Below are 22,576 nucleotides of genomic sequence, written 5' to 3' on the forward strand. Positions count from 1 at the left end.
TGCTTGAAAAACCTAAAGTACAAGGGAGTGACACAAGGGACGACGCCACAAGGTATCAACTGCCGGGAAATAAAATATTTAATAAGAACCGGGCAAATTTACATTTCAATACCGTAAAACAGAAATGAACAGTTAAAAAGAAAATATTATGCTTTTAAAGGAAAATTATTTTTTCTAAATTGCAAACATGTACAAACTTAAACAGCTTATTGAGTGGCGTGCATTTGGTGTGTGTGAACCTTTAGGCGAACGGCTTGGTATTTCCACGAGCCGCATACGCATGTGGTTTATATACATTTCTTTTTTAACCATGGGCTCGCCGATAATTGTTTATATGGTGATGGCCTTTTGGTTAAACATAAAGAAATATATTTTGTCTGCAAGAAGAAACCCGCTTAAATATTTATAAGCTTACTACGGCTTTTCTCAATTTCACCAGCTTTTCAAGCAGGTCTTCTATTAAATTTAAATGAAGCATATTGGCGCCATCGCTTTTGGCTTTGGCAGGATTAGGATGTGTTTCAATAAACAGTCCCTCGGCGCCGGTGGCGATGGCTGCCTTGGCTATGGTACTTATTAATTGCGGGTTGCCGCCTGTAACGCCGCTTGTTTGGTTGGGCTGCTGAAGACTATGTGTGCAATCCATAACAACGGGTACATTTTGTTCCTGCATCCAGGGAATATTGCGATAATCAACAACGAGATCCTGGTAGCCGAACGTTGTTCCGCGTTCGGTAAGCATGATTTTATTATTGCCGGTTGATTTAATTTTTTCAACTGCAAATTTCATGGAATGCCCGCTTAAAAACTGCCCTTTTTTTACATTCACAATTTTACCGGTTTCGCCGGCTGCAAGTAACAAATCTGTCTGGCGGCATAAGAAAGCGGGGATTTGCAAAACATCAATATATTTTGCAGCCTCGGCTGTTTCATCATGCGCATGTACATCGCTGGTTACCGGCAGGCCGAAATGCTTACCTGTTTTTTGTAAAAGATGCAAAGCATTATCATCGCCAATACCCGTGAACGAATTGGCGCTGGTGCGATTTGCTTTTCGGTAACTTGATTTGAAAATATAAGGAATGCCTAACCGTTTGCAAATACCGGATACTTTATCTGCAACTTCCATTAATAAAGCTTCGTCTTCTACCACGCAAGGGCCTGCGATCAAGAAGAAATTATTTTCGTCGTATTGCTGATTGGCAAAAAGTTCTTTTAAAAAATCTGGTAACATGGCAGCGAATGTACGAAGCGATAATTTTTAATTTCTATTTTTGAGTTTTTATAAAGATATCTACCAGCCAACTTAGCTCAGTTGGTAGAGCAGCACCCTCGTAATGTGCAGGTCGTCGGTTCAAGTCCGATAGTTGGCTCAGGAAATGAATAGTGGATAATGAGCGCTTTTCGTGAGCGTCAATCGTGAAACGTGAACGAGATAACGGATGCATAGATTTTTATCTCAGCGTCTGTGGCAAATTATCTGGTAACTATTAATGGCAGTTATTTATTTGCTTCGGCGTATTGCGCTGCGGCTTCCAGCGCATTGTAAAAATCTTCCCCGTATTTGCGGATGATGGATTCTTTTAAAAAAACATACACGGGAACCTGCAGGTGTTTGCCCAGCTTGCATGCGGCCCTGCATAAATCGGGGCGGGGTTCATAGTTTAAATATTCAAGGTCTTCATCTTCCTTGCTTTTATTTACGCGAATGGGAAACAAATGACAGCTTATGGGCTTTTTCCAGTTGATTTTCCCTTCATTATAGGCCTTTTCGATCCCGCACTTTATAATACCATTTTCATCTTTAAAACCATAAGCGCACATAGCGCCTTTTATGGTGGGCGTAACCCATCCAAACTCCCTGTCGTACACATATTTACCATGCGTTTCAATGGATCGTATGCCGGCTTCTGTGAGGTATGGTTTTACAATCTCATAACTGTGAATCAGTTCATCCAGCTCATTTAACTCCAGCGGAGCGCCTGCATCGCCGTCTTCGCAGCAGCCGCCTTTACATTTCACCAAATCGCACACAAATTGCTTTTCCACTATATCGTCGCTCACTAATTTGTTATCTATTGCAATCATGATTTTAAAATAATTCAAACGGCAAATTTAAACCATAAAACTGTTTAATGTGTAGAGTTTGCGCGTTTATCAATAAATCAGCCATCCAGTTATTTCCACCGGAATGTATTAACCAGGTGTTTCATGTCTTCCACGAGGAAGTTATTTACCGGCCGCAGAGAATCCTGGTTAGGCGTTGCATTAAAATATAAAGCGCCCCTTATAAAGTTTTTTGTTGAATCGGTGAGGAAAAACTGGTCAGCCGTTGCCACATCTCCTTCAACTTTAAAAAAAGTGCCATGAACATTACCAGAAATATGCATGATAGAATCATCAATAAAAGATGCTTTTATGGAATGTTTGTTGGTAAGATTATACGCATCATTCAGGAGGCTGTCTAATTTATACTGCCCAATAATTTTATAGCTTAGATATATGCGGGCATTGAATTGAGGAAAATCCACATTAACCCACCACGGGTTTTCTGTGGAAGAATCAAAAAAAGTGCTGTCTTTTATAACGTTTGCATAAACCGGGTATTCAAATGTGTATGGATAGCCGGGCTTATTAAATTCCTGGTATTTTTTTTCAGGGAAATCAATTTTAAAATAGCCTGTTGGTTTTGGTGTATAAGGAGAATTGCAGCTCAGAAAAGTAAAAAATAAAAAATAGAAAATAAGAATCGGATTCTTTCTGCTATGAACTGCTGTTGACTGTTGACCGTTTAGTGTTACCCGTTTTTCCCTAATCATCCTGTGGCTTAATAGTGATTTTAATTTTTTGCAAACGGTTCTTATTAATTTCCAGGACAATAAATTCAAAATCGCCGCTGGTAATAACCTGGTTTTGCTGCGGAATTTCGCCGGCTATTTCAAGCACAAGCCCTGCAAGTGAATCGCTTTCTCCTTTTACCGGATCGAATGTGTTTGGCGAAAGCTGCATAATGCGGCAGGCATCATAAATCATTATACTCCCTTCAAAAATATAATTGTTGTCGTCAACCCTGGTGTATTCTATGTCTTCTTCATCAAACTCATCGTGTATATCTCCAATTACCTCTTCCAAAATATCTTCGAGCGTTACAATGCCGCTGGTGCCGCCAAATTCGTCAACCACCACGGCGAAATGAATGCGCTTTTGCTGAAATTCATGCAACAGGTCATCAATCAGTTTATGGCTATGCACAAAAGCAATGGGCCTGAGCAAACTGTGCCAGTCAAAATCATCTGCATTGTTTAGGTGCTGCAATAAATCTTTTGTGTTTATCAGGCCTACAATTTCATCGAGGTTATTTTTATATACAGGCAGCCGGCTGTAATGCAGTTCTTCTACCTGTTTTAATAAATCGTTGAAGGATGTGTTATACTCTATGCCGCTTACATGGAGCCTTGTGCGCATTATTTGCTTTACGGCTATGTTGCCAAATTTTACTATGCCTTTAAGAATGTTTTTTTCTTTTTCAGATGCTGCGTTGTTAGTGGTTATATCAATAGCATGGTCAAGTTCCTGCATGCTGTATCTTGATTTGTTTTTATCGGAAAACTTCTTCTCTATAACATCAGAATATTTAATCATCCAGTTACCCATGCCATGAAAGAGATAATAAATGCCCTCGGTAAGCAGGCCAAAATTTTTAAGGAACCTGATGTTATTCTGGTTAGCGTATATCTTGGGAATAACTTCGCAGAACAATACAATAATTGCCAGAACAATAACCAGCTTGGTTAAAAATTGTACAATAAATGCAGGTGGATTATTGAGCTGAAATGCAATATCAAGGAGCTGATTTGATATAATGATAATGGCAATGTTGGAAAAAATATTGGCAATTAATAAAGATGCCAACAGGCCTTTGGGGTCTTCAAGCAAATCAATGATACGTTTGTAATAAGGCTGCTCTTTTGTTTTAAGAAGATTAATTTCTTTAAAGTTAAGAGAGAAAAATGCTACCTCGGCGCCTGATACAACAAATGATAACAGCATGCACGCAATAAGTAAAAAAACAAGTACGGTAGTTGCCTGCGAATCAATAATGGCATGCTGTATCTGCAAAAATGAAAATAGCGGCGATGGGATTTCCAAATTATAAAGTTTTCGTTACGATGCTTTACATCAATCTATATACTTCCTGCAAAATACTTAAAAGGGCAATGTGCCGGTTGGTTCGTCATCTGCCGGCGAATCATTATTTGAATTAAAATCTTCCAGGTTTTCTGAGTCGTGAGGTAATGGGGTAGTAAAGCTGTTGCCGCTATCGCTTCGCTTATCCAGCATTATCAAATTATCGGCAACAATTTCTGTTGCAAATTTTTTATTGCCATCCCTGTCTTCCCAACTGCGTGTGCGCAGGCGCCCTTCTACATAAATAAGGCTTCCTTTGTGAAGATATTTTTGTGCCAGTTCTGCAAGCCCTCGCCACAATACTATGATGTGCCATTCTGTTTGTGAAATAAGTTTGCCGTTTTTGTCTTTGTGTGTTTCGGTGGTAGCAAGCGGAAATTTTGCTACGCTGATATTTTTTTCAAGGCACTGTATTTCCGGATCTTTGCCCAGGTTTCCAATCAGCATTACCCTGTTTACTCCTCGCATAAAATTAAATTTAGTTCAGCGTAATAAATTAATGAATCTAAAAGTACAGAAAAAGTAAGTAATGCAGAAGCAGTTAAACCTCAATAAATTTTTATATGCGAATTTACAATGGCTTTTACAGTTTATATAAATTCTGCATGTATGGTTATTGATCTTAGAGAAACTGCAGTTGAAGATTTTTTTTACCGGTAAACTGGCGTATGAATTGCGGAAAAGCTTTATGCTTTATTTCTTTTTCACTAAGCCAGGCGCCGTTTAATGCTGATGGCAGCGTTTTAAGTTCGGTGAAAATAAAATATCCATGAATAACCTGGTGTGTAAGCACCTGTTTCTTTGCCGGTATAATTACAGCTTCTTTTGAAAGAAGAATATTTTTTTCATGCAGCCAGTGTTTTATTTTTTGATGGCTCCATCCGGGATCGGTTAGAGTTTCTTCGAGGTAAAATTCATAAAGGTTTTGCCAGATATCTTTTGCGGTTCGTTTCTGCACAAAAGTTTTATCCTTATATGAAAAAACGAAATAAGTAAACCATCTTTCCTTTTTCCTGATGCTTTTTTCTTTTACCGGTAAAACACTAACCTTATTTGTATTGAAAGCTATGCAGTGTTTTTGAAGCGGGCATTGCCTGCATGCCGCAACAGGTTTGCACACAGTGGCGCCAAAATCCATAATAGATTGATTGTATTCGCCGGGGCAGGCTGTATCAAGGCATTCCTGGGCCAGTTTTGAAAAAAGTTTTTTACCCTCGGTAGAATCGATTGGAGTTTCGATGCCAAAAAACCTTGAAAGCACCCGGAGCACATTGCCATCAACCACAGCATAAGGCTGGTTAAAACAAAAAGATACAATGGCTGCGGCTGTATAGTTCCCTATACCTTTTAAATTTAAAACAGCATTATAATCAGATGGAAATCTGCCGTTATAATTATCTCTTATAACTCTTGCAGTATACAATAAATTACGGCAGCGTGTATAATAGCCGAGGCCTTCCCAAAGTTTAAAAACGGCTTCATCTTTTGCATTGGCCAATTGAATAACCGTAGGATATTGCTGAATAAATTTTTCGTAATAATTCCACCCTTGTTCCACCCTTGTTTGCTGTAAAATTATTTCGCTCAGCCAAACTTTATAAGCATCTTTTTCGCCTTTCCATGGCATGGTTCTTTTGTTTTCCCAATAATGCCATTTTAATAATAAATTCCTGAACAATTTCTTTTGCTTCATATACTTGCACACATTACCGGCCAACTGTTACAGGCGTTTTTACATCGTGATAAAACAAAAACAACCATCCTTCTTTATTGCCTTCTTCCCACCATTGGCGGCGCAGTTCCATTGCTTTTTTACCATCGTAATCATATTTAGCAACAAACCTGTGTTTCATTTGCTGCAACTGCGGCGCATCATCAGCACCAAAAAATACGGTTTCGTCTCCTTCTTTAATCCAGAATACCTGGTGGTGCGGGCTGTGTGCGCCGGTTATTTTGTAATGAATATAGCCGTCAATATTCCTTTCATCCTCATTTAAAAAAACAACCTGCGAATTATTTTCAAGAATAGAAATTTCTTCTGTCATAAATGAAGGAAAACCTGTATTCATGGCAAAATTATATTCTGCCTGCTGCACATAATAAACTGCATTGGGAAAAGAAAGATGGTAATGGCCGAGACTATCTTTATAACCTATACCGCCGGCATGGTCTTTATGCAAATGCGATAATAAAACTTTGGTTATATCTCCGGGCTTTATATTTTGTTCTTCAAGATTTTTGTGCAATTGCATCTGGTTGTTTTGCATAAAGCCGAGGCCGGTATCCAACAGCAATATGTCTTTTTCGGTTATTACCACAAAAGGCTGCACTTCCACCAGCAGGCTGCCGGTGTTTCTCGCCTGCAATTCATCTTTTTCTTTATCAAAAGGAATAAAAATTTTAGACTTGTCAATTGTAAACTCACCTTCGCTTAACGGGATTATCTGCATGCTGCAAATTAATAAAACCCCCGCATTCCGGTGCAGGGGTTAAAACTTGTAAGTGAATAAATTAAATGAAAAAGTTATTGCCGTTGCCTGCTAAGTTTGATTATAGCAACGCCGCTTATTATGGTATGCTGATCCACGCCTGCAATATTTTCAACCGTATCTTTTTTTATCGGCTGTATAAACGTAAGCAAATCTCCTTTCAGGTCCAGTTTAGCTGCAGAAGGCTTAACCCTGTATTTTGAGCCGGATACGTTGGTAAAACCGCCCTTTCTGAAAAATATGGAGTCTTCGGTTGTCGTCTGGTATGGTGTATAGGAATCTGTGGCGGGAAACGTAGTTTCATAAGGTGTAAGTAACGAGTCTAATAAAACATCATTATGATACCTGTATGTTTTGATAGTGCTGGAGATTTTATAAGTGAGGCCTGTGCAATTCATGGCGGTGTCGCTTATTACAACTGAACCCGCATTGTCTGTAGAAAGATAATCCAAAAAAGTTTCTACCCTTTGGTTAATACTTCCTGTTATTGTTTCGGATGAGCTTTTGGTTTTTGCTTCTATAGAAACAAACTGCCATGTTCCCACAATGGAATTATCACCGCCATTATTTGTGCCGGTCGTATCGGTAACGGGAGGAGGCGTTGTAGTGGTTGTTTTAGTTAACTCCTTCTGGCAGGACAAAACACCAATAGAAGCAAATAATAATAACAGGTAAAATTTCTTATTCATAGAGATACGGTTTTCGAATTTGCACAAATATATAGGTTGATATTTCCGCATAGCGGCAGACTCTGTGAACGTTCAGGATTTATTGGTGAACGATTGTTTTCTGGCTATTAAGGCATTCACCTTTTATCAGCTATTGTTTTTTACCTTGCAGTATCTAACATTGCTTCAATATGAAAAAAGTTTTTGATGATGCGGCCGCCGCCATATCTGATGTTAACGATGGCGCCACTATTATGTTTGGCGGTTTTGGCCTTTGCGGTATTCCCGAAAATTTGATTGCTGCTTTAAAAAAGAAAAACGTAAAACAATTAACCTGCATATCCAACAATGCGGGCGTTGACGATTTTGGCCTGGGCCTGCTGCTTAAAACAAAACAAATAAAAAAGATGATGAGCAGCTATGTTGGCGAAAATGCAGAGTTTGAAAGACAATTGCTGTCTGGCGAACTGGAAGTTGATCTTATTCCGCAGGGCACGCTGGCCACTCGCATACAAATGGCCGGCATGGGCATTCCTGCTTTTTTTACGCCCGCTGGTTATGGTACTGAAGTGGCGGAAGGTAAAGAAGTACGTGTGTTCAATAACAAACATTATCTTATGGAATATGCCCTGCATGCAGATTATGCTTTTGTAAAAGCATGGAAAGGGGATACCATGGGCAACCTTGTTTTCAATAAAACGACAAAAAATTTCTCTACTTCAATGGCTAAAGCCGGCAATATTACAATTGCGGAGGTAGAAGAATTAGTGGAACCTGGCGAACTTGACCCTGATCAAATTAATGTTGCAGGCATTTATGTGCACCGCATATTTAAAGGTATTAATTATGAGAAACGCATTGAAAGAAAAACGGTGAAGATTGAAAAGCCGTAATGTGAGTCGTAAATCGTGATGTGATAACATTAGTTACTGTAAATTATCATTCATCAAATCAAAAATCAGACTTTAAAAATATGGCTTTAGATAAATATGGTATAGCAAAACGCATTGCCGCGGAACTGAAAGATGGCATGTATGTAAACCTTGGCATCGGCATTCCCACCCTCGTTTCCAATTTTATTCCCGAAGGAGTAACAGTGGTATTGCAAAGTGAGAACGGTATCCTGGGCATGGGGCCTTATCCTTCTGAAGAAAATATAGATGCCGACCTGATTAATGCCGGAAAAGAAACAGTAACCGTAATTAAAGGCGGTGCTTTTTTTGACAGTGCAGAAAGTTTTGGAATGATACGCGCCGGTAAAATTGATCTTACTGTTTTAGGTGCAATGGAAGTAAGCGAAAAAGGTGATATAGCCAACTGGAAAATACCCGGCAAAATGGTAAAAGGCATGGGCGGCGCGATGGATTTGGTGGCCAGCGCAAAGAATATAATTGTGGCCATGCAGCATACAAACCCAAAAGGAGAAAGTAAACTTTTACCAAAATGTTCTTTGCCTTTAACAGGCCTTGCATGTGTTAAAAAAGTGGTTACCGAGCTTGCCGTTATTGATATTACACCTGGAGGTTTTTTATTGAAAGAACTTGCACCCGGGGTGAGCGTGGAAGAAGTGAAAGCCAAAACCGCCGGCAAACTATTAATAGATGAAAATGTAAAAACAATGATTATTTAATTAATCCTGCTCATTATAAATTCTTTCCAGTTTTATTGGTGGGGTTGGCGATACAATAAGCGGGAATTTTTCAATAGCCACAAAACTGGGGTCAAGTCCAAAGCCCCGCTCTTCACTCAGGCTGTGTTCCTTCAGCCAAAGGTGAAACTTCATGATTATTTTTTCAAAGAAGGGCAGGTCGTTATCGTTGCTCAGGAATTTTTCCATTACAATAAACTGAAAATCGCCTACAATATTATTTTTTTCCAGGCTTTCATAGCGGCTGGTAATATTCACTTCTTTATTACTCACCAGTTCTTCCAGCACTTTCCGGAACATCAGGTTAATTCTTTGCTGCACGCGGAAACCTAAACGGAATTCCACGCGGATAATATCGTTGGGAATTATATGCTCAACATAATAATCGCAGGTGTACGGATCATCAAGCGTATCTATGTGTATGAACCAGTAAATATCAGCGCGCTTGGGCTTTTTATTCAGTATTGAATAAATGATTTTATGTTCAATTTCTTTATGATTATCAGCACTGGTTAAATACACAAGATGGGTAGCATATTTGGGAATTGATTTATCGTTGCTTAGTTCCTGTATCAGCGGAATATAGTGTTCAAGTTTCACAAATTCCACGTACCGGTTTTTAATTTTCCGGCTTCTGTACCAAACATACATCACTAAAAAAAGCAAGCCGCCTGCCAGTAGCGTAACATAGCCGCCGTGCGGGAACTTTTGAAGATTGGCTGCTAAAAAAGACAGTTCAATGGTTAGATAAACCAATAAATACAAAATAATCCAAAGATTACCGGTTCTTTTTATGGCCATATAATTGGCAAAAAGAATCGACGTGCTTATCATGCAAATGGTAATGGCCAGCCCGTAAGCGGCTTCCATATTACCCGATTTTTGAAAATATAGTACAATGCCGGTGCAGCCAATAAACAGCAATGTATTTATGCCGGGTATAAATAACTGTCCTTTTTCATCGGTTGGATAAACTATTTTCATTTTGGGCCAGAGGTTCAGCCTTTGCGCTTCGGCTATTAAGGTAAACGATCCGGAAATAAGCGCCTGGCTTGCAATGATGGCAGCCACAGTGGCTATAACAATGCCAATCATTTTAAACCAATGCGGCATTATGCCAAAAAAAGCATTAAAAGATTCTGCCAGCTGGCCGGTTATTTCTGCTCCTTTATAATTGGCAAGTAACCATGCGCCCTGACCCAGATAATTTAGAATAAGACAGGTTTTTACAAAAATCCATGAAATACGGATGTTGCCGCGGCCACAATGGCCCATATCAGAATATAAAGCTTCTGCACCGGTGGTACATAAAAAAACAGAGCCCAATATCCAGAAACCCTGCGGATAAAGGGTTAATAATTCAATAGCATAGTGCGGGCTTAGTGCTTTAAAGATGTAAAAGTCATCGGCAATATGCAGCATACCCAACAAGCCAAGCATAGTAAACCAAATGGCCATTATAGGACCAAATAATTTGCCTATGGACATAGTGCCAAACTGTTGCACAAAAAATAAAGCAGCCAGTATTGCCAATACAATTATTACAATGGTGGTTCTGGTTATTTCTGTAAAGAAAGGTATTTGCCGCAACCCTTCAACCGCCGAGGTTATAGAAATAGGAGGGGTTATAATACCATCGGCCAATAAAGCTGCACCACCAATCATGGCAGGCAATACAAGCCATTTTTTTTGCCTTCTTACCAAAGCGTATAAACTAAAAATGCCTCCTTCCCCGTTATTATCGGCTTTTAATGTAAGAATTACGTATTTAACCGTGGTTTGAATGGTTAATGTCCAGATTATACAGGAAAGTGAGCCCAAAACAAGCTCATCACTTATAATCTTGCCATTAACAATTGCATTGAGTACGTAAAGCGGGGAAGTACCTATATCACCGTAAATAATTCCCAGCGCTATTAAAATGCCGGATGCTGTAACCCGGTTGATGTATTTGCTCACATTTAAAAATTAAATCCAAAAATTACAGCAGGCAACGTTACGGGATTTTATTCAATCGGTTCATCGAAAACCCGGCGCAAAGATATCTGTGGAATTTGTGAAATCATTAAAGGGAATTTTTCAACTGTTACAAAACTCGGGTCGAGCCCAAAACCTCTTTCTTCACTAAGGCTCGCTTCCTTCAGCCAGAAATGCAGTTTCATAATTATCTTTTCAAAGAAAGGCAACTCATTATCCTGTGAAAGATATTTTTCCATTACAATGAATTGAAAATCGCCCACCACATTATTACGCTCCAGGCTTTCGTACCGGCTGGTAATATTCACTTCATTATTATTCACCAAATCTTCTACCACTTTCCTGAACATGAGGTTTATTTTTTGCTGCACCCTGAAACCAAGGCGGAATTCAACCCGTATAATATCGTTTGGAATAATGTGGTCAACAATGTATTCGCAGGTATAAGGATCATCAACCGTGTCCACATGCACAAACCAGTAAATATCGGCGCGCTTGGGTTTTTTATTCAGGATGGAATAGATGATTTTATGCTCAATTTCTTTGGGGTTGCCGGCGCTTGTCATGTAAACAAGATGCGTGGCATATTTTGGTACAGATTTATCATTACTTAATTCCTGTATCATGGGAATATAATGTTCCAGCCGCACAAATTCCACATACCTGTTCTTGATCTTGCGGCTCCTGTACCACACATACATGATAATAAAATTCACGGCGGCAATGAGCATAGTGATGTAACCGCCTTCGAGGAATTTATGCGATAAAGCCGCAAGAAAAGTTAGTTCAACGCCCAGATAGAAGATGAGAAAAACATATATCCAGAAAGCTTTTACCCGGTGCAGTACCATAAAGTTGGCAAACAGTATGGTTGTGGCAATCATGGTAACAATAATGGCAAGGCCGTAAGCCGCTTCCATTTTTGATGATTCCCTGAAATACAAAACCACGCCTGTGCAACCCAGGAACATCAGCAGGTTCATGGCGGGAATAAATAACTGGCCCTTTGCCTCAGAAGGATATTTCACTTTCAGCTTTGGCCATAAATTTAGGCGCAACGCTTCGCCAATTAATGTAAATGAACCCGCAATCATTGCCTGGCTGGCAATAATGGCGGCGCTTGTTGCTATTACAACCCCAATAATTACAAACCAGTCGGGCATAAGGTCATAAAAAGCATTCAGGTGCAACTGCTCTTTCAAGGAAGGCGTAATCGTCATGCCTGTTCTGTGTGCCAGCAGGTAAGAGCCCTGCCCGATATAGTTGATGATAAGGCAGGCTTTTACATAAACCCATGAAATGCGGATATTGCCGCGGCCGCAGTGCCCGAGGTCGCTGTAAAGCGCTTCGGCGCCGGTTGTACAGAGAAAAACAGCGCCTAATAAAATAAAAGCACCTTTATAATATATAAGAAACCGGATGGCATAGTATGGATTAATTGCCTTAAAAATACTCAGGTCGTCCATTAAATGCACACAGCCCAAAATGGCAATCATGGTAAACCATATAAACATAATAGGCCCGAACATTTTGCCAATGGAGCCGGTGCCAAACTGCTGCATAAAGAAAAATACCACCAAAATAACAAGTACGATATACATGATGGTATCTACAGAAATGTCATTAAAAGCAGGAATGTTTTTAAGCCCTTCAATGGCAGATGTAATAGAAATAGGCGGCGTAATAATACCATCTGCCAGCAAGGCCGCCCCACCGATTATGGCCGGAATGACCAGCCATTTCCGCCTTCGTCTTACCAGGGCATATAAGGCAAAAGTGCCGCCTTCACCCTTGTTATCGGCGCGCAGTATAAGCATCACATATTTTATGGTTGTTTGAACAGTTATCGTCCAGATGATGCATGAAAGACTGCCAATTACAAGGTCTTCGGTTACCTGCCTGCCAAAAATGATGGAGTTGAAAACATAAAGAGGTGATGTGCCTATGTCTCCATAAATTATCCCTAAAGCTATAAGTAAACCGGCTGCGGAAACTTTGTTAATGCTTTTACTCACTTATAAGTATAAGGTGGTTATTTATTTATTTCGCCACAAATGTATAATGAAATAATCTGAAGCTCGTTGTATATAAGGACTGAAATTTTTAGTCTTTAATTTAAATATCCGATTTTTTTTAAGCCTTACATTTGTTAGTATTAAAGTTTTAAAATTAATGATCCGAAAATATATTACCGCTCTTGTTGCAATGGTTGCTTTTTCCTTTGTTGTAAACGCCCAGGAAATAACCTATTCCCTGCCCGACAGGGACGATGTGCGATCTGTGAATTTTGATATTATTGGCAAAATAGGCGACAGGTACCTTGTATTTAAGCAGGTACGCTCCACCTATAATATTGCTGTTTATGATGATGATATGAAGCTTGTGGATAAACCCAGGATGGATTTTCTGCCAGACAGGCTCATTAATTCTGATATTATTACTTACAGGGATTATTTCTATTTTATATATCAATACCAAAGAAGGAATGTAGTGTATTGCACCGCTGCGAAAATAAACAGCGAGGGTAAATTGGTAGGTGACCCGGTTATTTTAGACACTACTGCAATTAACTTTTTTGCCAATAATAAAATTTACAATATTATTTACAGCGAAGACAAGCAAAAGATTTGTGTGTATAAAATAAACAGTAAGAACGAAACAAATTACTTATTTAACCGCAGTCTTTTCGACGCTTCCCTCAATTTGCTCAACAGGGATGAGGCGCGTATTGCTATTAGGCCGCGTGTTGATTTTCTTACGGAATTTGCTTTGGATAATGATGGCTGGATGGTTTTTGTAAAAGCTTCCGGCAGCGCTGCCAATAACGATAACGGTTCCATACAGAATATGACACTGATGATGAAGCCGCCGAATTATGACAGCATTTCCATTTACCCTATTGATATGCCTAAAGTTTACCTGGATGATATAAGGGTTAAGGTAGATAATGTAAACAAGCATGTTTTAATTGCTGCCTTTTATGCAAAACAAAAACGCGGTAATGTTGACGGTATGTATTGTGCTTTATGGAGCCGGCATACGGATTCATTTTTAAATACCAACCTGCTGGAATTTAATGACCAGCTAAAAAGCAATGCAAAAAGCGAAGGCTCCACCCGCGCTGCATTTAACGATTACTTCCTGCAAAATATCATTTTAAGAAAAGACGGGGGCTTTGCCGTGCTTTCAGAAGCAGCTTACTCTTCAAGCCGCGGCATTTATAATAACCGCTGGAATTATATGTATGGCAGCCCCTACTGGGGTAGTTCAAATTATTATTTATATGGCAGCCCTTTTGGCTATTATTCTTATCCGTGGATGAGCCCCTATGGTTTCGGCGGCCCGCAGATAAACCGTTATTATGCTGATAATATAGCTGTACTATCTTTTGATTCCACTGCCGCAATGGAGTGGGCGAGTATAGTGCCAAAATCGCAATACGACGATAATACAGATAATTTTATAGGCTACGGCACATTCATTACTTCAGACGGGATAAACTTTCTTTTCAATCAGTTTGAAAAAAGAACATTATTGTTGCAGGCGCAAAGCATAGATCCCCAAGGGAAAAGGGCAGAAGCACCTACGCTTAAAAGCCTGGACAGGGGTTACCAGTTTATGCCGCGGTATTTAAAACAAATTGGCAGCCGTTCAGTTTTAGTGCCTTGTCAATACAGAAATTATCTTTGCTTTGCCAAAATTGAATTTTAAGCAACACAAGTGATATCCTTATTTAAAGACAGGTCGGCGGTTTCGGTTTTCTGGCTCATTATTTTCTGTTTTGGGCTGCACACAAGTTCCCTTTTACATGCACCCGAAATTGTAATTTCTCCTGCAGATGGTTATTTTTATTATATACTGCAGCCTTTAAAAAATGCACAGCCTTATTTCGTTTCATTGCTATTCATCCTTCTTATTTTTTTGCTGGCAATGCAGCTGAATTTTATGCTGAATGCATTACACATGTTTCCCAAACAAACGAATACGGCAGCGCTGGCTTTTTTATTGTTTTCAGCATTGTTGCCACAGTTTAATGTGCTAAGCACGGCTTTATTTGCCTGCAACCTTTTTATATGGATATTATACAGCGCCTGCCGTTTATATGCCGCGCCCAACCCTAAAACTTCCATTTATAATTTTGGCATGCTTTGCGGCTTTTCCATGCTTTTGTATTATCCAATGCTTCCGCTTATAATAATAGCCCTGCTGGCATTGGTTATTATGCGGTCTTTTAAAATAAATGAATGGTTCGTGTTGTTTTTTGGTTTAATAACGCCGGCTTATTTTCTGGCAAGCTATCTTTTTATAACAGGCAACTTAAAATTTCTTCCAAAACCGCTGCAGATATTCGATATAATCCGGTTGCCCGTGCCACCCATTATGTTTATTATAACCTTTGCCGTTTCAACGCTTATTATACTCTGGGGTATTTTTTCTGTGCAGAGCTCAGGCATTAATGCTTTGATACAGGTGCGTAAAAGCTGGTCGGTTTTTTTTATTGCCATGCTTCTTTTATTGCCGGCGGTGTTTTTTATAAAAGATGCTTATCCGTTGGTATTATTGCTGGTTGTATTGCCCGGCGCTGCTTATACCGGTTACGCATTTGCCAACAGCCGTAATATTTTGCCTGTAATTTTCTTTTGGGTGCTTTTGGGTCTTTCCATATATAACAACTGGTTTGCAAAGTATTAAGCAAATGTTAGTATTAGGAAGATTAATTTTGTAAAGTTGCATCAGGCATATTCATTTGTAAAAAAAATAAAACTATATATGAAATTTGGCATTGTTGTTTTTCCCGGATCTAATTGCGACAGGGATATGCAGGATGCACTGCAAAACGACATGAATAAAGAGGTAGTAATGCTTTGGCATAAAGATAAAGACCTCAGCATGTTTAGTACCGACGATTGTATAGTGCTGCCTGGCGGGTTTTCTTTTGGCGATTATCTACGTTGCGGCGCCATTGCCCGTTTAAGCCCGATGATGCAAAGCGTAATTGATTTTGCCAATAAAGGCGGCAAAGTGCTGGGCGTTTGTAATGGCTTCCAGATTTTGTGCGAAAGCGGGTTATTACCAGGTGCATTATTGCCCAATGGCAACCAGCAGTTTGTTTGTAAAAACATTCATCTTAAAAATGCTGCCGGCGATATTTTTAAAATCCCTGTAGCCCATGGCGACGGCAGATATTTTGCTGAAGAGAAAGTGCTCGATGAACTTGAAAACAGCAGCCAGGTAATTTATTATTATTGTGATGACAAGGGTAATGTGGACAAAGCTTTTAATCCCAATCATGCTTTAAGAAATATTGCAGGCATTAAAAATAAACAAGGTAATGTTTTTGGTATGATGCCTCACCCGGAACGTGCTGCGTCACCAGCTTTAGGTAATATGGATGGCTTGAAAATTTTTAAGGAATTAGGTTTAAATTAATGATATGATGAAAAGATTTATGTTAACATTTGCTGCTGTACTCATTGTATTATCTGCGCTAAATGCCCAGGTGCAGGACCCCGTGAAATGGAATTATGCTGCCACCAAGAAAACGGATAAAGAATATACCGTAACGCTTTCAGCCACACTTGAACCCAACTGGCATATCTACTCTATGAGCACGCCGGACGGCGGGCCGGTGCCAACAACTGTGACTTTTAAAAAAAACCCACTGGTTACTATTGATGGAAAAACAACGGAGAATGGCAAGCCTAAAACGGTGCATGATGAAATCTTCGGTATTGATGTAAAATATTATGGCGAAACCGTATCATTTGTGCAAACGATAAAATTAAAGTCACCGGTAAAAACAAATCTTTCAGGCTCTGTTAAGTACATGGTATGTAACGATAAAATGTGTTTGCCTCCTAAAACCGTTCCTTTCAATATTCAACTACAATAATGCAAAGCAGCTGCATTAAATGCTTTTTTTTAATTCTTATAATGTGTGCCTGTACGCCAAAGCCGCATGCACAAAATATCCCGGTTCATTTTTCCTTTTCAACAGAAAGAAAAAATGATTCGCTGGTATATCTTAAAGTAAAAGCAGAGCTCGACTCTGGCTTTTTATTATTTTCTGCGAAGCCGCTCAATACAGACGATGCTTTTATATCGCAGCTTAATTTAGACAGCAATGCAGCAAAATATCTTGCTGATACGAGCATCATCCAATCATCCAATCTTCAGTTAATTAACGATGAAAACACTGCTACCATTTTCAGGGCTTTTGCAGATTCGGCCGTAATATCTTATCCTTTAAAAATAAAAAAAGAAGACAGTGCTGTTATTAAAGGTTCGTTTACATGGCTTGGAAAAACCGGCGATGAATTTCCGAGCGGTGAAGAAAAAATAGATGTGGCTGTTGCGCCTGAAAAAGCTTCTATAACAGGTATAAATATTACAGATGAAAAGCCAAAGGGCTGGCTGAATTTTTTCTGGATAGGTTTAATCGCCGGGCTGATTGCCGTTTTTACGCCCTGCCTTTATCCCTTATTCCCGGTAACCATAACTTATTTCATGCATCATTACGGCGGCAAAAAACAAGGCCGTAAAAATGCATTGTTTTATTCGCTCTGCATCATTCTTATTTATGGTATCCCCACTACATTGCTTACATTAATATTCGGTGATACAACTTTATATAAGATTTCAATTCACCCTGTAACCAACCTGATGTTCTTTGCGATTTTCATTGTATTCGCACTTTCATTTTTCGGTTTGTTTGATATCACATTACCATCTTCCTGGTCAACACAAACCGATAAGCTTGCGGGCAAAAAAGGATATATCGGTATTTTTTTCATGGCGCTTACGCTGGTAATTGTTTCTTTTAGCTGCACCGGCATTGTTGCAGGGCAATTATTAAGTTATCTTTCATCAGAAGGCATTGCGGCTGGTCCTATTGCCGGTATGTTTGGGTTTGGTGTTGGGCTTGCTTTACCGTTTACGATATTGGCTTTATTTCCTTCGCTGGTGCATTCACTGCCAAAGAGCGGCGGCTGGCTGAACACCGTTAAAGTAAGCTTTGCTTTTATTGAACTGGCATTGGCATTGAAGTTTTTAAGCAATGTAGATTTGATATATAAATGGCGCCTGCTTGATCGCGAAATTTTTATTGCACTCTGGATTGTGCTCGCCGTATTATTGGGCATTTATTTATTGGGCAAGATCAAATTCTACCATGACAGTGAAGTAAAACATATAACCATTACACGCCTGTTTTTTGCCATTGCCGCTTTTACATTTGCTTTATACCTTTTACCCGGCATGTGGGGTGCGCCATTAAAAGCTTTAAGCGGCTGGCTGCCGCCGGATTATACGCTTGATTTTAATTTATCAAGAGCGCAACTTAGTGCCGGTTCAAATAACGGCGATGAAACAAAATCGGCCGCATTGTCGCCTAAAAAGTTTGCCGATAAAATTTCAGCGCCGCATGGCCTTACAGCTTATTTTGATTTGAATGAAGGCATTGCTGCGGCAAAAGCCTTGCATAAACCCATTATGCTCGATTTTACGGGATATTCCTGTTCCAACTGCCGCAAAATGGAAGCGCAGGTTTGGAGCGATCCTGAAGTGCTGAAACGTATCCGGGAAAACTTCGTGCTTGTGAGTTTATATGTGGATGAGCCAACGGAGTTAGCCGCTGATGAAAAGTATAAGAATGCAAGGGGCGAAAATGTGGAAACGGAAGGCGATAGAAACCTTGATTACGAAATAACCAAATTCGGTTCCAATGCGCAGCCTTTATATATGTTTATTACGGCCGATCAAAAAATATTGAGCAATATTAAGTATGGTTATGACCCTGATATTGACAAGTTCATAAAACATCTTGATGCGGCAAAGGCCACGTTCGAAAGTGAAGCTGCTGCACAATAGGCCGCAATATTTGTTCATAACAAAGCAGCTTTAATATCAGGAAATTTCATTCCCATTTATTTTCTTAGCTTTTACTTAGGTTTGCACCCGTTGTAAAAATTCTTTTACAATGAACGCTTTTAGGCGATAACCGGCTGCAGCAAACGGGGCATCACGGTTGCGTCGCAACACTTGTACTGTGGTACATTATTCAGCTTGTAGCCATACATTTAGAAGTGTCTGCTACAGGCAAAACCTGAATCCGGAATAGGTAAAATTTTAAACTAATTATGGAATATAATTTTAGCGAAATAGAAAAAAAATGGCACGACTGGTGGAATGCCAACGAAATATATAAGGTAAGCAACGATTCATCCAGACCCAAATACTATGTGCTCGATATGTTTCCTTATCCAAGCGGCGCCGGCCTGCATGTTGGCCATCCGCTGGGTTATATCGCCAGCGATATTTATGCACGCTATAAACGACTGAAAGGTTTCAATGTATTGCATCCTATGGGATATGATGCATTTGGTTTACCGGCTGAACAATATGCTATTGAACACGGCATTCACCCCGCGGTATCCACGGCGCAGAATATTCAAAACTTCAGGAAGCAAATGGATAAAATTGCTTTCAGTTTCGACTGGAGCCGCCAGGTAAACACCAGCGACCCGGCTTATTATAAATGGACACAGTGGATTTTCCTGCAGCTTTTCAAATCATTTTACGATCGTCAAACCAAAAAAGCAGAAAGCATTGATGTGCTGGTAGCTTCATTTGAAAAAGACGGGAATAAATATCATCCATTTCCCAACCAGAACTTTCAGTTTAGGCAAATAGTTAACGGCCAACAATCAGCCGATAATATTTTCACTGCTGAAGAATGGAACAGCTTCTCCGAAAAACAACAGCAGGATATTCTTATGGAATACCGCCTGGCTTATTGCGGTTATGGCGAAGTAAACTGGTGCGAAGCATTGGGAACCGTGCTGGCAAATGATGAAGTGGTGAATGGTGTGAGTGAACGCGGCGGTTATCCTGTTGTAAAAAAGAAATTGCGCCAATGGTACCTGCGCATTACGGAATATGCTGACCGTTTGCTGGAAGGCCTGGAAACAGTGGATTTCAGCGAAGCGATGAAGGAAATGCAAACGAACTGGATTGGTAAAAGCTATGGCGCTGAAATTGATTTTGAAATAAGCGATAGTGATAAAAAACTGCGTGTATTTACTACAAGGCCTGATACCATTTTTGGTGTTGACTTTATGGTGGTTGCCCCGGAACATGAACTGGTTGAAGAAATAACAACGCCTGAACAAAAACAGGAAGTTGAAGCATATATTAAGTGGGTTAAAAGCCGCAGTGAGCGGGAGCGCATGGCTGAAAAAGCCATCAGCGGCGCATTTACCGGTGCCTATGCCATTAACCCTTTTGATAACCGCGAAGTGCCTGTTTATATCAGCGAATATGTATTGGCGGGTTATGGCACCGGCGCTATCATGGCTGTACCCTGTGGTGATGAGCGCGACTTTCGTTTTGCCAAACATTTCGATATAGAAATAACCAATATTCTTGGTGAAGCATTTAATGGCAAAGAGGCCAACCCCACAAAAGATGCAGAACTGGAAAACAGTAATTTCCTTACCGGCATGCTGATGCGGGATGCTATAAAAGTGATTGTTCAGGAAATTGAAGACCTTGGTTATGGCAAGGCAAAAGTGAATTATAAAATGCGCGATGCGGCATTCAGTCGCCAGCGTTACTGGGGCGAACCTTTTCCTATAGTTTGGAAAGATGGCATTGCTTATCCTTTGGATGAAAGCGAATTGCCGCTGGAGCTGCCCAAAGTTGAAAATTATAAACCCGGACCTGAGGGCGAAGGGCCGCTGGCGAATGTGAAGGAGTGGGCCCTCATCCCCTTCCCTTCTCCACCTGTGGAGAAGGGTGCCTCTGTGCCTCAGGCTGATAATTCTGAAACAGGGGATTCAAAAAAATCTGACGTTCCTAAATATTCTGTTTATACGCCGATGCAGTATGAACTTGCTAAAGAGATGCGTAAGAATCATACGGAAGCAGAAGGCTTGTTATGGGAAGAATTGCGTAATAATAAGCTTGGTGTAAAATTCAGGAGACAGCATCCTGTTGATGCTTATATAACTGATTTTATTGCTTTGCACGAAAAGCTTATTGTTGAAGTGGATGGCGGCTATCATGAAAATGATGAACAAAAACAATATGACGAAAATAGAGCGAATGTTTTAAAAGAAATCGGCTTTAATATAATTCGCTTCAATAATGATGAGGTAATTAATAACATTAATAAAGTAGTAAAAAGAATAAAAGAAGAACTACAAAAAAATAAACCGTCACAAAAAAAAGCAGAGACGTCGCAAATTCCCCTCTCCACGAGTGGAGAGGGGCTGGGGGTGAGGGAAACCAACACCATGCCCGGTTACGCCGGTTCATCCTGGTATTTCTTGCGTTATATGGACCCGCATAATGATGAAACATTCTGCGATAAAAAAGCCAGCGATTACTGGAACCAGGTGGATGTATATGTTGGCGGCACTGAACATGCCGTTGGTCATTTATTATACAGCCGCATGTGGACGAAATTTTTATTTGATCTTGATTTGATAAGTTTTGATGAACCTTATAAAAAATTGTTGAACCAGGGGATGATACAGGGAAGTTCGAGGTTTGTTTGTCGATTAGATTACTATGAACGTGGAAATGATAACAAAAATTTAGTTGAAGGGAAACAAATCTTTTTATCAAAAGGTACTGTAGATAATGATACGGATACTACTGAAAAAATTGATAGTTTATTAAGATTTGATAAAAATACACTTTCGGCCGAATACAAAAATTTAGCATCTATTAGGGTAAGTTGGTTACATGTCGATGTAAACATCGTTGATGGTGTTGAATTAAATATTGAGAAATTTAAACAGTGGCGTAACGGTGAATATGCCAATGCAGAATTTATTTTGGAAGATGGCAAATACATCTGCGGCGTTGAAACTGAAAAAATGTCCAAATCAAAATTCAACACAGTTGACCCTTCTGACTTGGTAGATAAATATGGCGCTGATACTTTCCGCATGTATGAAATGTTTTTGGGCCCGGTAGAACAAAGCAAACCCTGGGATACAAAAGGCATTGAAGGTGTGCATCGCTTCTTAAGAAAATTCTGGCGTTTATTTTATAAGGAGGGTGCTACAGCTCCCTCTCCTTTGGAGAGGGCGGGGGGAGAGGCCGCCACTGATGCGGAATTAAAAATCCTGCATAAAGCCATCAAAAAAATTGAAGAAGATACAGAGCGTTTTTCTTATAATACGGCTGTTTCTGCTTTCATGGTTTGCACCAACGAACTGGCAGATTTAAAATGTCATAAGAAAGAAATATTGCAGCCATTGGTCATTATGTTATCTTCTTATGCGCCGTTTATTGCAGAAGAATTATACCATGCTTTAGGCAATGAAGGAAGCGTTTTGGATGCCGCATACCCAACTTTTGAAGCAAAGTATTTGGTTGAATCATCGAAAGAATATCCCATCAGCATAAATGGTAAATTGCGCACCACCATCAATATATCTTTGGATGCTTCCCAGAAAGAAGTGGAAGCAATTGTGCTGCAAAACGATGTTGTACAAAAGTGGCTGGATGGTAAAGAACCAAAGAAGATCATCTTTGTAAAAAACAGGATGGTGAATGTTGTTATCTAATTGTGGGCAGCGAATTTTATTAGCGCT

General features: G+C 39.7%; 19 protein-coding genes and 1 tRNA gene. 10 read left to right on the forward strand and 10 right to left on the reverse strand.

What is annotated here, in order from left to right:
- Nucleotides 1-187: 187 nt before the first annotated feature.
- Nucleotides 188-409, forward strand: a complete 222-nt coding sequence (locus tag ACTHN6_RS19635; protein WP_440437481.1) for a PspC domain-containing protein — start codon at nucleotides 188-190, stop codon at nucleotides 407-409.
- Here ACTHN6_RS19635 and kdsA read toward each other — a convergent pair.
- The gene (gene kdsA / locus ACTHN6_RS19640; RefSeq protein WP_440437482.1) at nucleotides 404-1,234 is read right to left on the reverse strand and encodes a 3-deoxy-8-phosphooctulonate synthase; all 831 of its coding nucleotides are present in this window, start codon (nucleotides 1,232-1,234) and stop codon (nucleotides 404-406) included. The genes ACTHN6_RS19635 and kdsA overlap by 6 nt on opposite strands.
- Before the next feature lie 66 nt (nucleotides 1,235-1,300).
- Here kdsA and ACTHN6_RS19645 point away from each other — a divergent pair.
- Nucleotides 1,301-1,373 (forward strand) — tRNA-Thr (locus tag ACTHN6_RS19645).
- 127 nt (nucleotides 1,374-1,500) lie between these two features.
- Here ACTHN6_RS19645 and ACTHN6_RS19650 read toward each other — a convergent pair.
- From ACTHN6_RS19650 to ACTHN6_RS19680, 7 genes are all read right to left on the reverse strand, one after another.
- Nucleotides 1,501-2,088, reverse strand: coding sequence for a DUF3109 family protein (locus ACTHN6_RS19650; RefSeq protein WP_440437483.1), 588 nt, complete (start codon nucleotides 2,086-2,088; stop codon nucleotides 1,501-1,503).
- Between the two features lie 89 nt (nucleotides 2,089-2,177).
- On the reverse strand, nucleotides 2,178-2,819 hold the full coding sequence (gene gldD / locus ACTHN6_RS19655) for a gliding motility lipoprotein GldD (protein WP_440437484.1): 642 nt from the start codon (nucleotides 2,817-2,819) through the stop codon (nucleotides 2,178-2,180).
- On the reverse strand, nucleotides 2,812-4,149 hold the full coding sequence (gene gldE / locus ACTHN6_RS19660; RefSeq protein WP_440437485.1) for a gliding motility-associated protein GldE: 1,338 nt from the start codon (nucleotides 4,147-4,149) through the stop codon (nucleotides 2,812-2,814). Before gldE ends, gldD begins: the two co-directional genes overlap by 8 nt.
- A 57-nt stretch (nucleotides 4,150-4,206) precedes the next feature.
- On the reverse strand, nucleotides 4,207-4,656 hold the full coding sequence (locus ACTHN6_RS19665) for a single-stranded DNA-binding protein (RefSeq protein WP_440437486.1): 450 nt from the start codon (nucleotides 4,654-4,656) through the stop codon (nucleotides 4,207-4,209).
- Between the two features lie 154 nt (nucleotides 4,657-4,810).
- Nucleotides 4,811-5,881 (reverse strand): A/G-specific adenine glycosylase, encoded by a 1,071-nt coding sequence (mutY, locus tag ACTHN6_RS19670; protein WP_440437487.1) that lies wholly within the window; start codon nucleotides 5,879-5,881, stop codon nucleotides 4,811-4,813.
- A 13-nt stretch (nucleotides 5,882-5,894) separates the two neighbouring features.
- Nucleotides 5,895-6,638 carry an MBL fold metallo-hydrolase gene (locus tag ACTHN6_RS19675; protein WP_440437488.1) on the reverse strand — a complete coding sequence of 248 codons (744 nt, stop codon included), beginning with the start codon at nucleotides 6,636-6,638 and terminating at the stop codon, nucleotides 5,895-5,897.
- Between the two features lie 74 nt (nucleotides 6,639-6,712).
- Entirely contained in the window at nucleotides 6,713-7,366 is a 654-nt protein-coding gene (locus tag ACTHN6_RS19680; protein WP_440437489.1) for a hypothetical protein, read from the reverse strand.
- 170 nt (nucleotides 7,367-7,536) lie between these two features.
- Here ACTHN6_RS19680 and ACTHN6_RS19685 point away from each other — a divergent pair, with 170 nt between their 5' ends.
- Nucleotides 7,537-8,238, forward strand: a complete 702-nt coding sequence (locus tag ACTHN6_RS19685; protein WP_440437490.1) for a CoA transferase subunit A — start codon at nucleotides 7,537-7,539, stop codon at nucleotides 8,236-8,238.
- Between the two features lie 80 nt (nucleotides 8,239-8,318).
- Complete coding sequence (locus tag ACTHN6_RS19690; protein WP_440437491.1) at nucleotides 8,319-8,975, forward strand: 3-oxoacid CoA-transferase subunit B; 657 nt, start codon at nucleotides 8,319-8,321, stop codon at nucleotides 8,973-8,975.
- Here the strand turns inward: ACTHN6_RS19690 and ACTHN6_RS19695 are convergent, their stop codons facing one another.
- A complete protein-coding gene (locus ACTHN6_RS19695) occupies nucleotides 8,976-10,952 on the reverse strand; it encodes a KUP/HAK/KT family potassium transporter (protein WP_440437492.1) in 1,977 nt (658 codons plus the stop codon).
- Between the two features lie 47 nt (nucleotides 10,953-10,999).
- Nucleotides 11,000-12,985 carry a KUP/HAK/KT family potassium transporter gene (locus tag ACTHN6_RS19700; protein WP_440437493.1) on the reverse strand — a complete coding sequence of 662 codons (1,986 nt, stop codon included), beginning with the start codon at nucleotides 12,983-12,985 and terminating at the stop codon, nucleotides 11,000-11,002.
- A gap of 157 nt (nucleotides 12,986-13,142) precedes the next feature.
- Between ACTHN6_RS19700 and ACTHN6_RS19705 the strand changes: the two genes are divergently transcribed.
- The 6 genes from ACTHN6_RS19705 to ACTHN6_RS19730 all read left to right on the forward strand — a co-directional run bounded on the left by ACTHN6_RS19705 (nucleotide 13,143) and on the right by ACTHN6_RS19730 (nucleotide 22,549).
- The gene (locus tag ACTHN6_RS19705; protein ID WP_440437494.1) at nucleotides 13,143-14,681 is read left to right on the forward strand and encodes a hypothetical protein; all 1,539 of its coding nucleotides are present in this window, start codon (nucleotides 13,143-13,145) and stop codon (nucleotides 14,679-14,681) included.
- A gap of 9 nt (nucleotides 14,682-14,690) precedes the next feature.
- Complete coding sequence (locus ACTHN6_RS19710; RefSeq protein ID WP_440437495.1) at nucleotides 14,691-15,662, forward strand: hypothetical protein; 972 nt, start codon at nucleotides 14,691-14,693, stop codon at nucleotides 15,660-15,662.
- 78 nt (nucleotides 15,663-15,740) lie between these two features.
- Complete coding sequence (purQ, locus tag ACTHN6_RS19715; protein WP_440437496.1) at nucleotides 15,741-16,400, forward strand: phosphoribosylformylglycinamidine synthase subunit PurQ; 660 nt, start codon at nucleotides 15,741-15,743, stop codon at nucleotides 16,398-16,400.
- A 4-nt stretch (nucleotides 16,401-16,404) separates the two neighbouring features.
- Nucleotides 16,405-16,863 carry a protein-disulfide reductase DsbD domain-containing protein gene (locus ACTHN6_RS19720; RefSeq protein ID WP_440437497.1) on the forward strand — a complete coding sequence of 153 codons (459 nt, stop codon included), beginning with the start codon at nucleotides 16,405-16,407 and terminating at the stop codon, nucleotides 16,861-16,863.
- Between the two features lie 41 nt (nucleotides 16,864-16,904).
- On the forward strand, nucleotides 16,905-18,839 hold the full coding sequence (locus ACTHN6_RS19725; RefSeq protein WP_440437498.1) for a protein-disulfide reductase DsbD family protein: 1,935 nt from the start codon (nucleotides 16,905-16,907) through the stop codon (nucleotides 18,837-18,839).
- Nucleotides 18,840-19,108: 269 nt separating this feature from the next.
- Nucleotides 19,109-22,549: a leucine--tRNA ligase gene (locus ACTHN6_RS19730; RefSeq protein ID WP_440437499.1), complete on the forward strand. Its 3,441-nt coding sequence runs from the start codon at nucleotides 19,109-19,111 to the stop codon at nucleotides 22,547-22,549.
- Nucleotides 22,550-22,576 lie beyond the last annotated feature (27 nt).

The organism is Parafilimonas sp. (assembly GCF_051953455.1).
Classification (GTDB): Bacteria; Bacteroidota; Bacteroidia; order Chitinophagales; family Chitinophagaceae; genus Parafilimonas.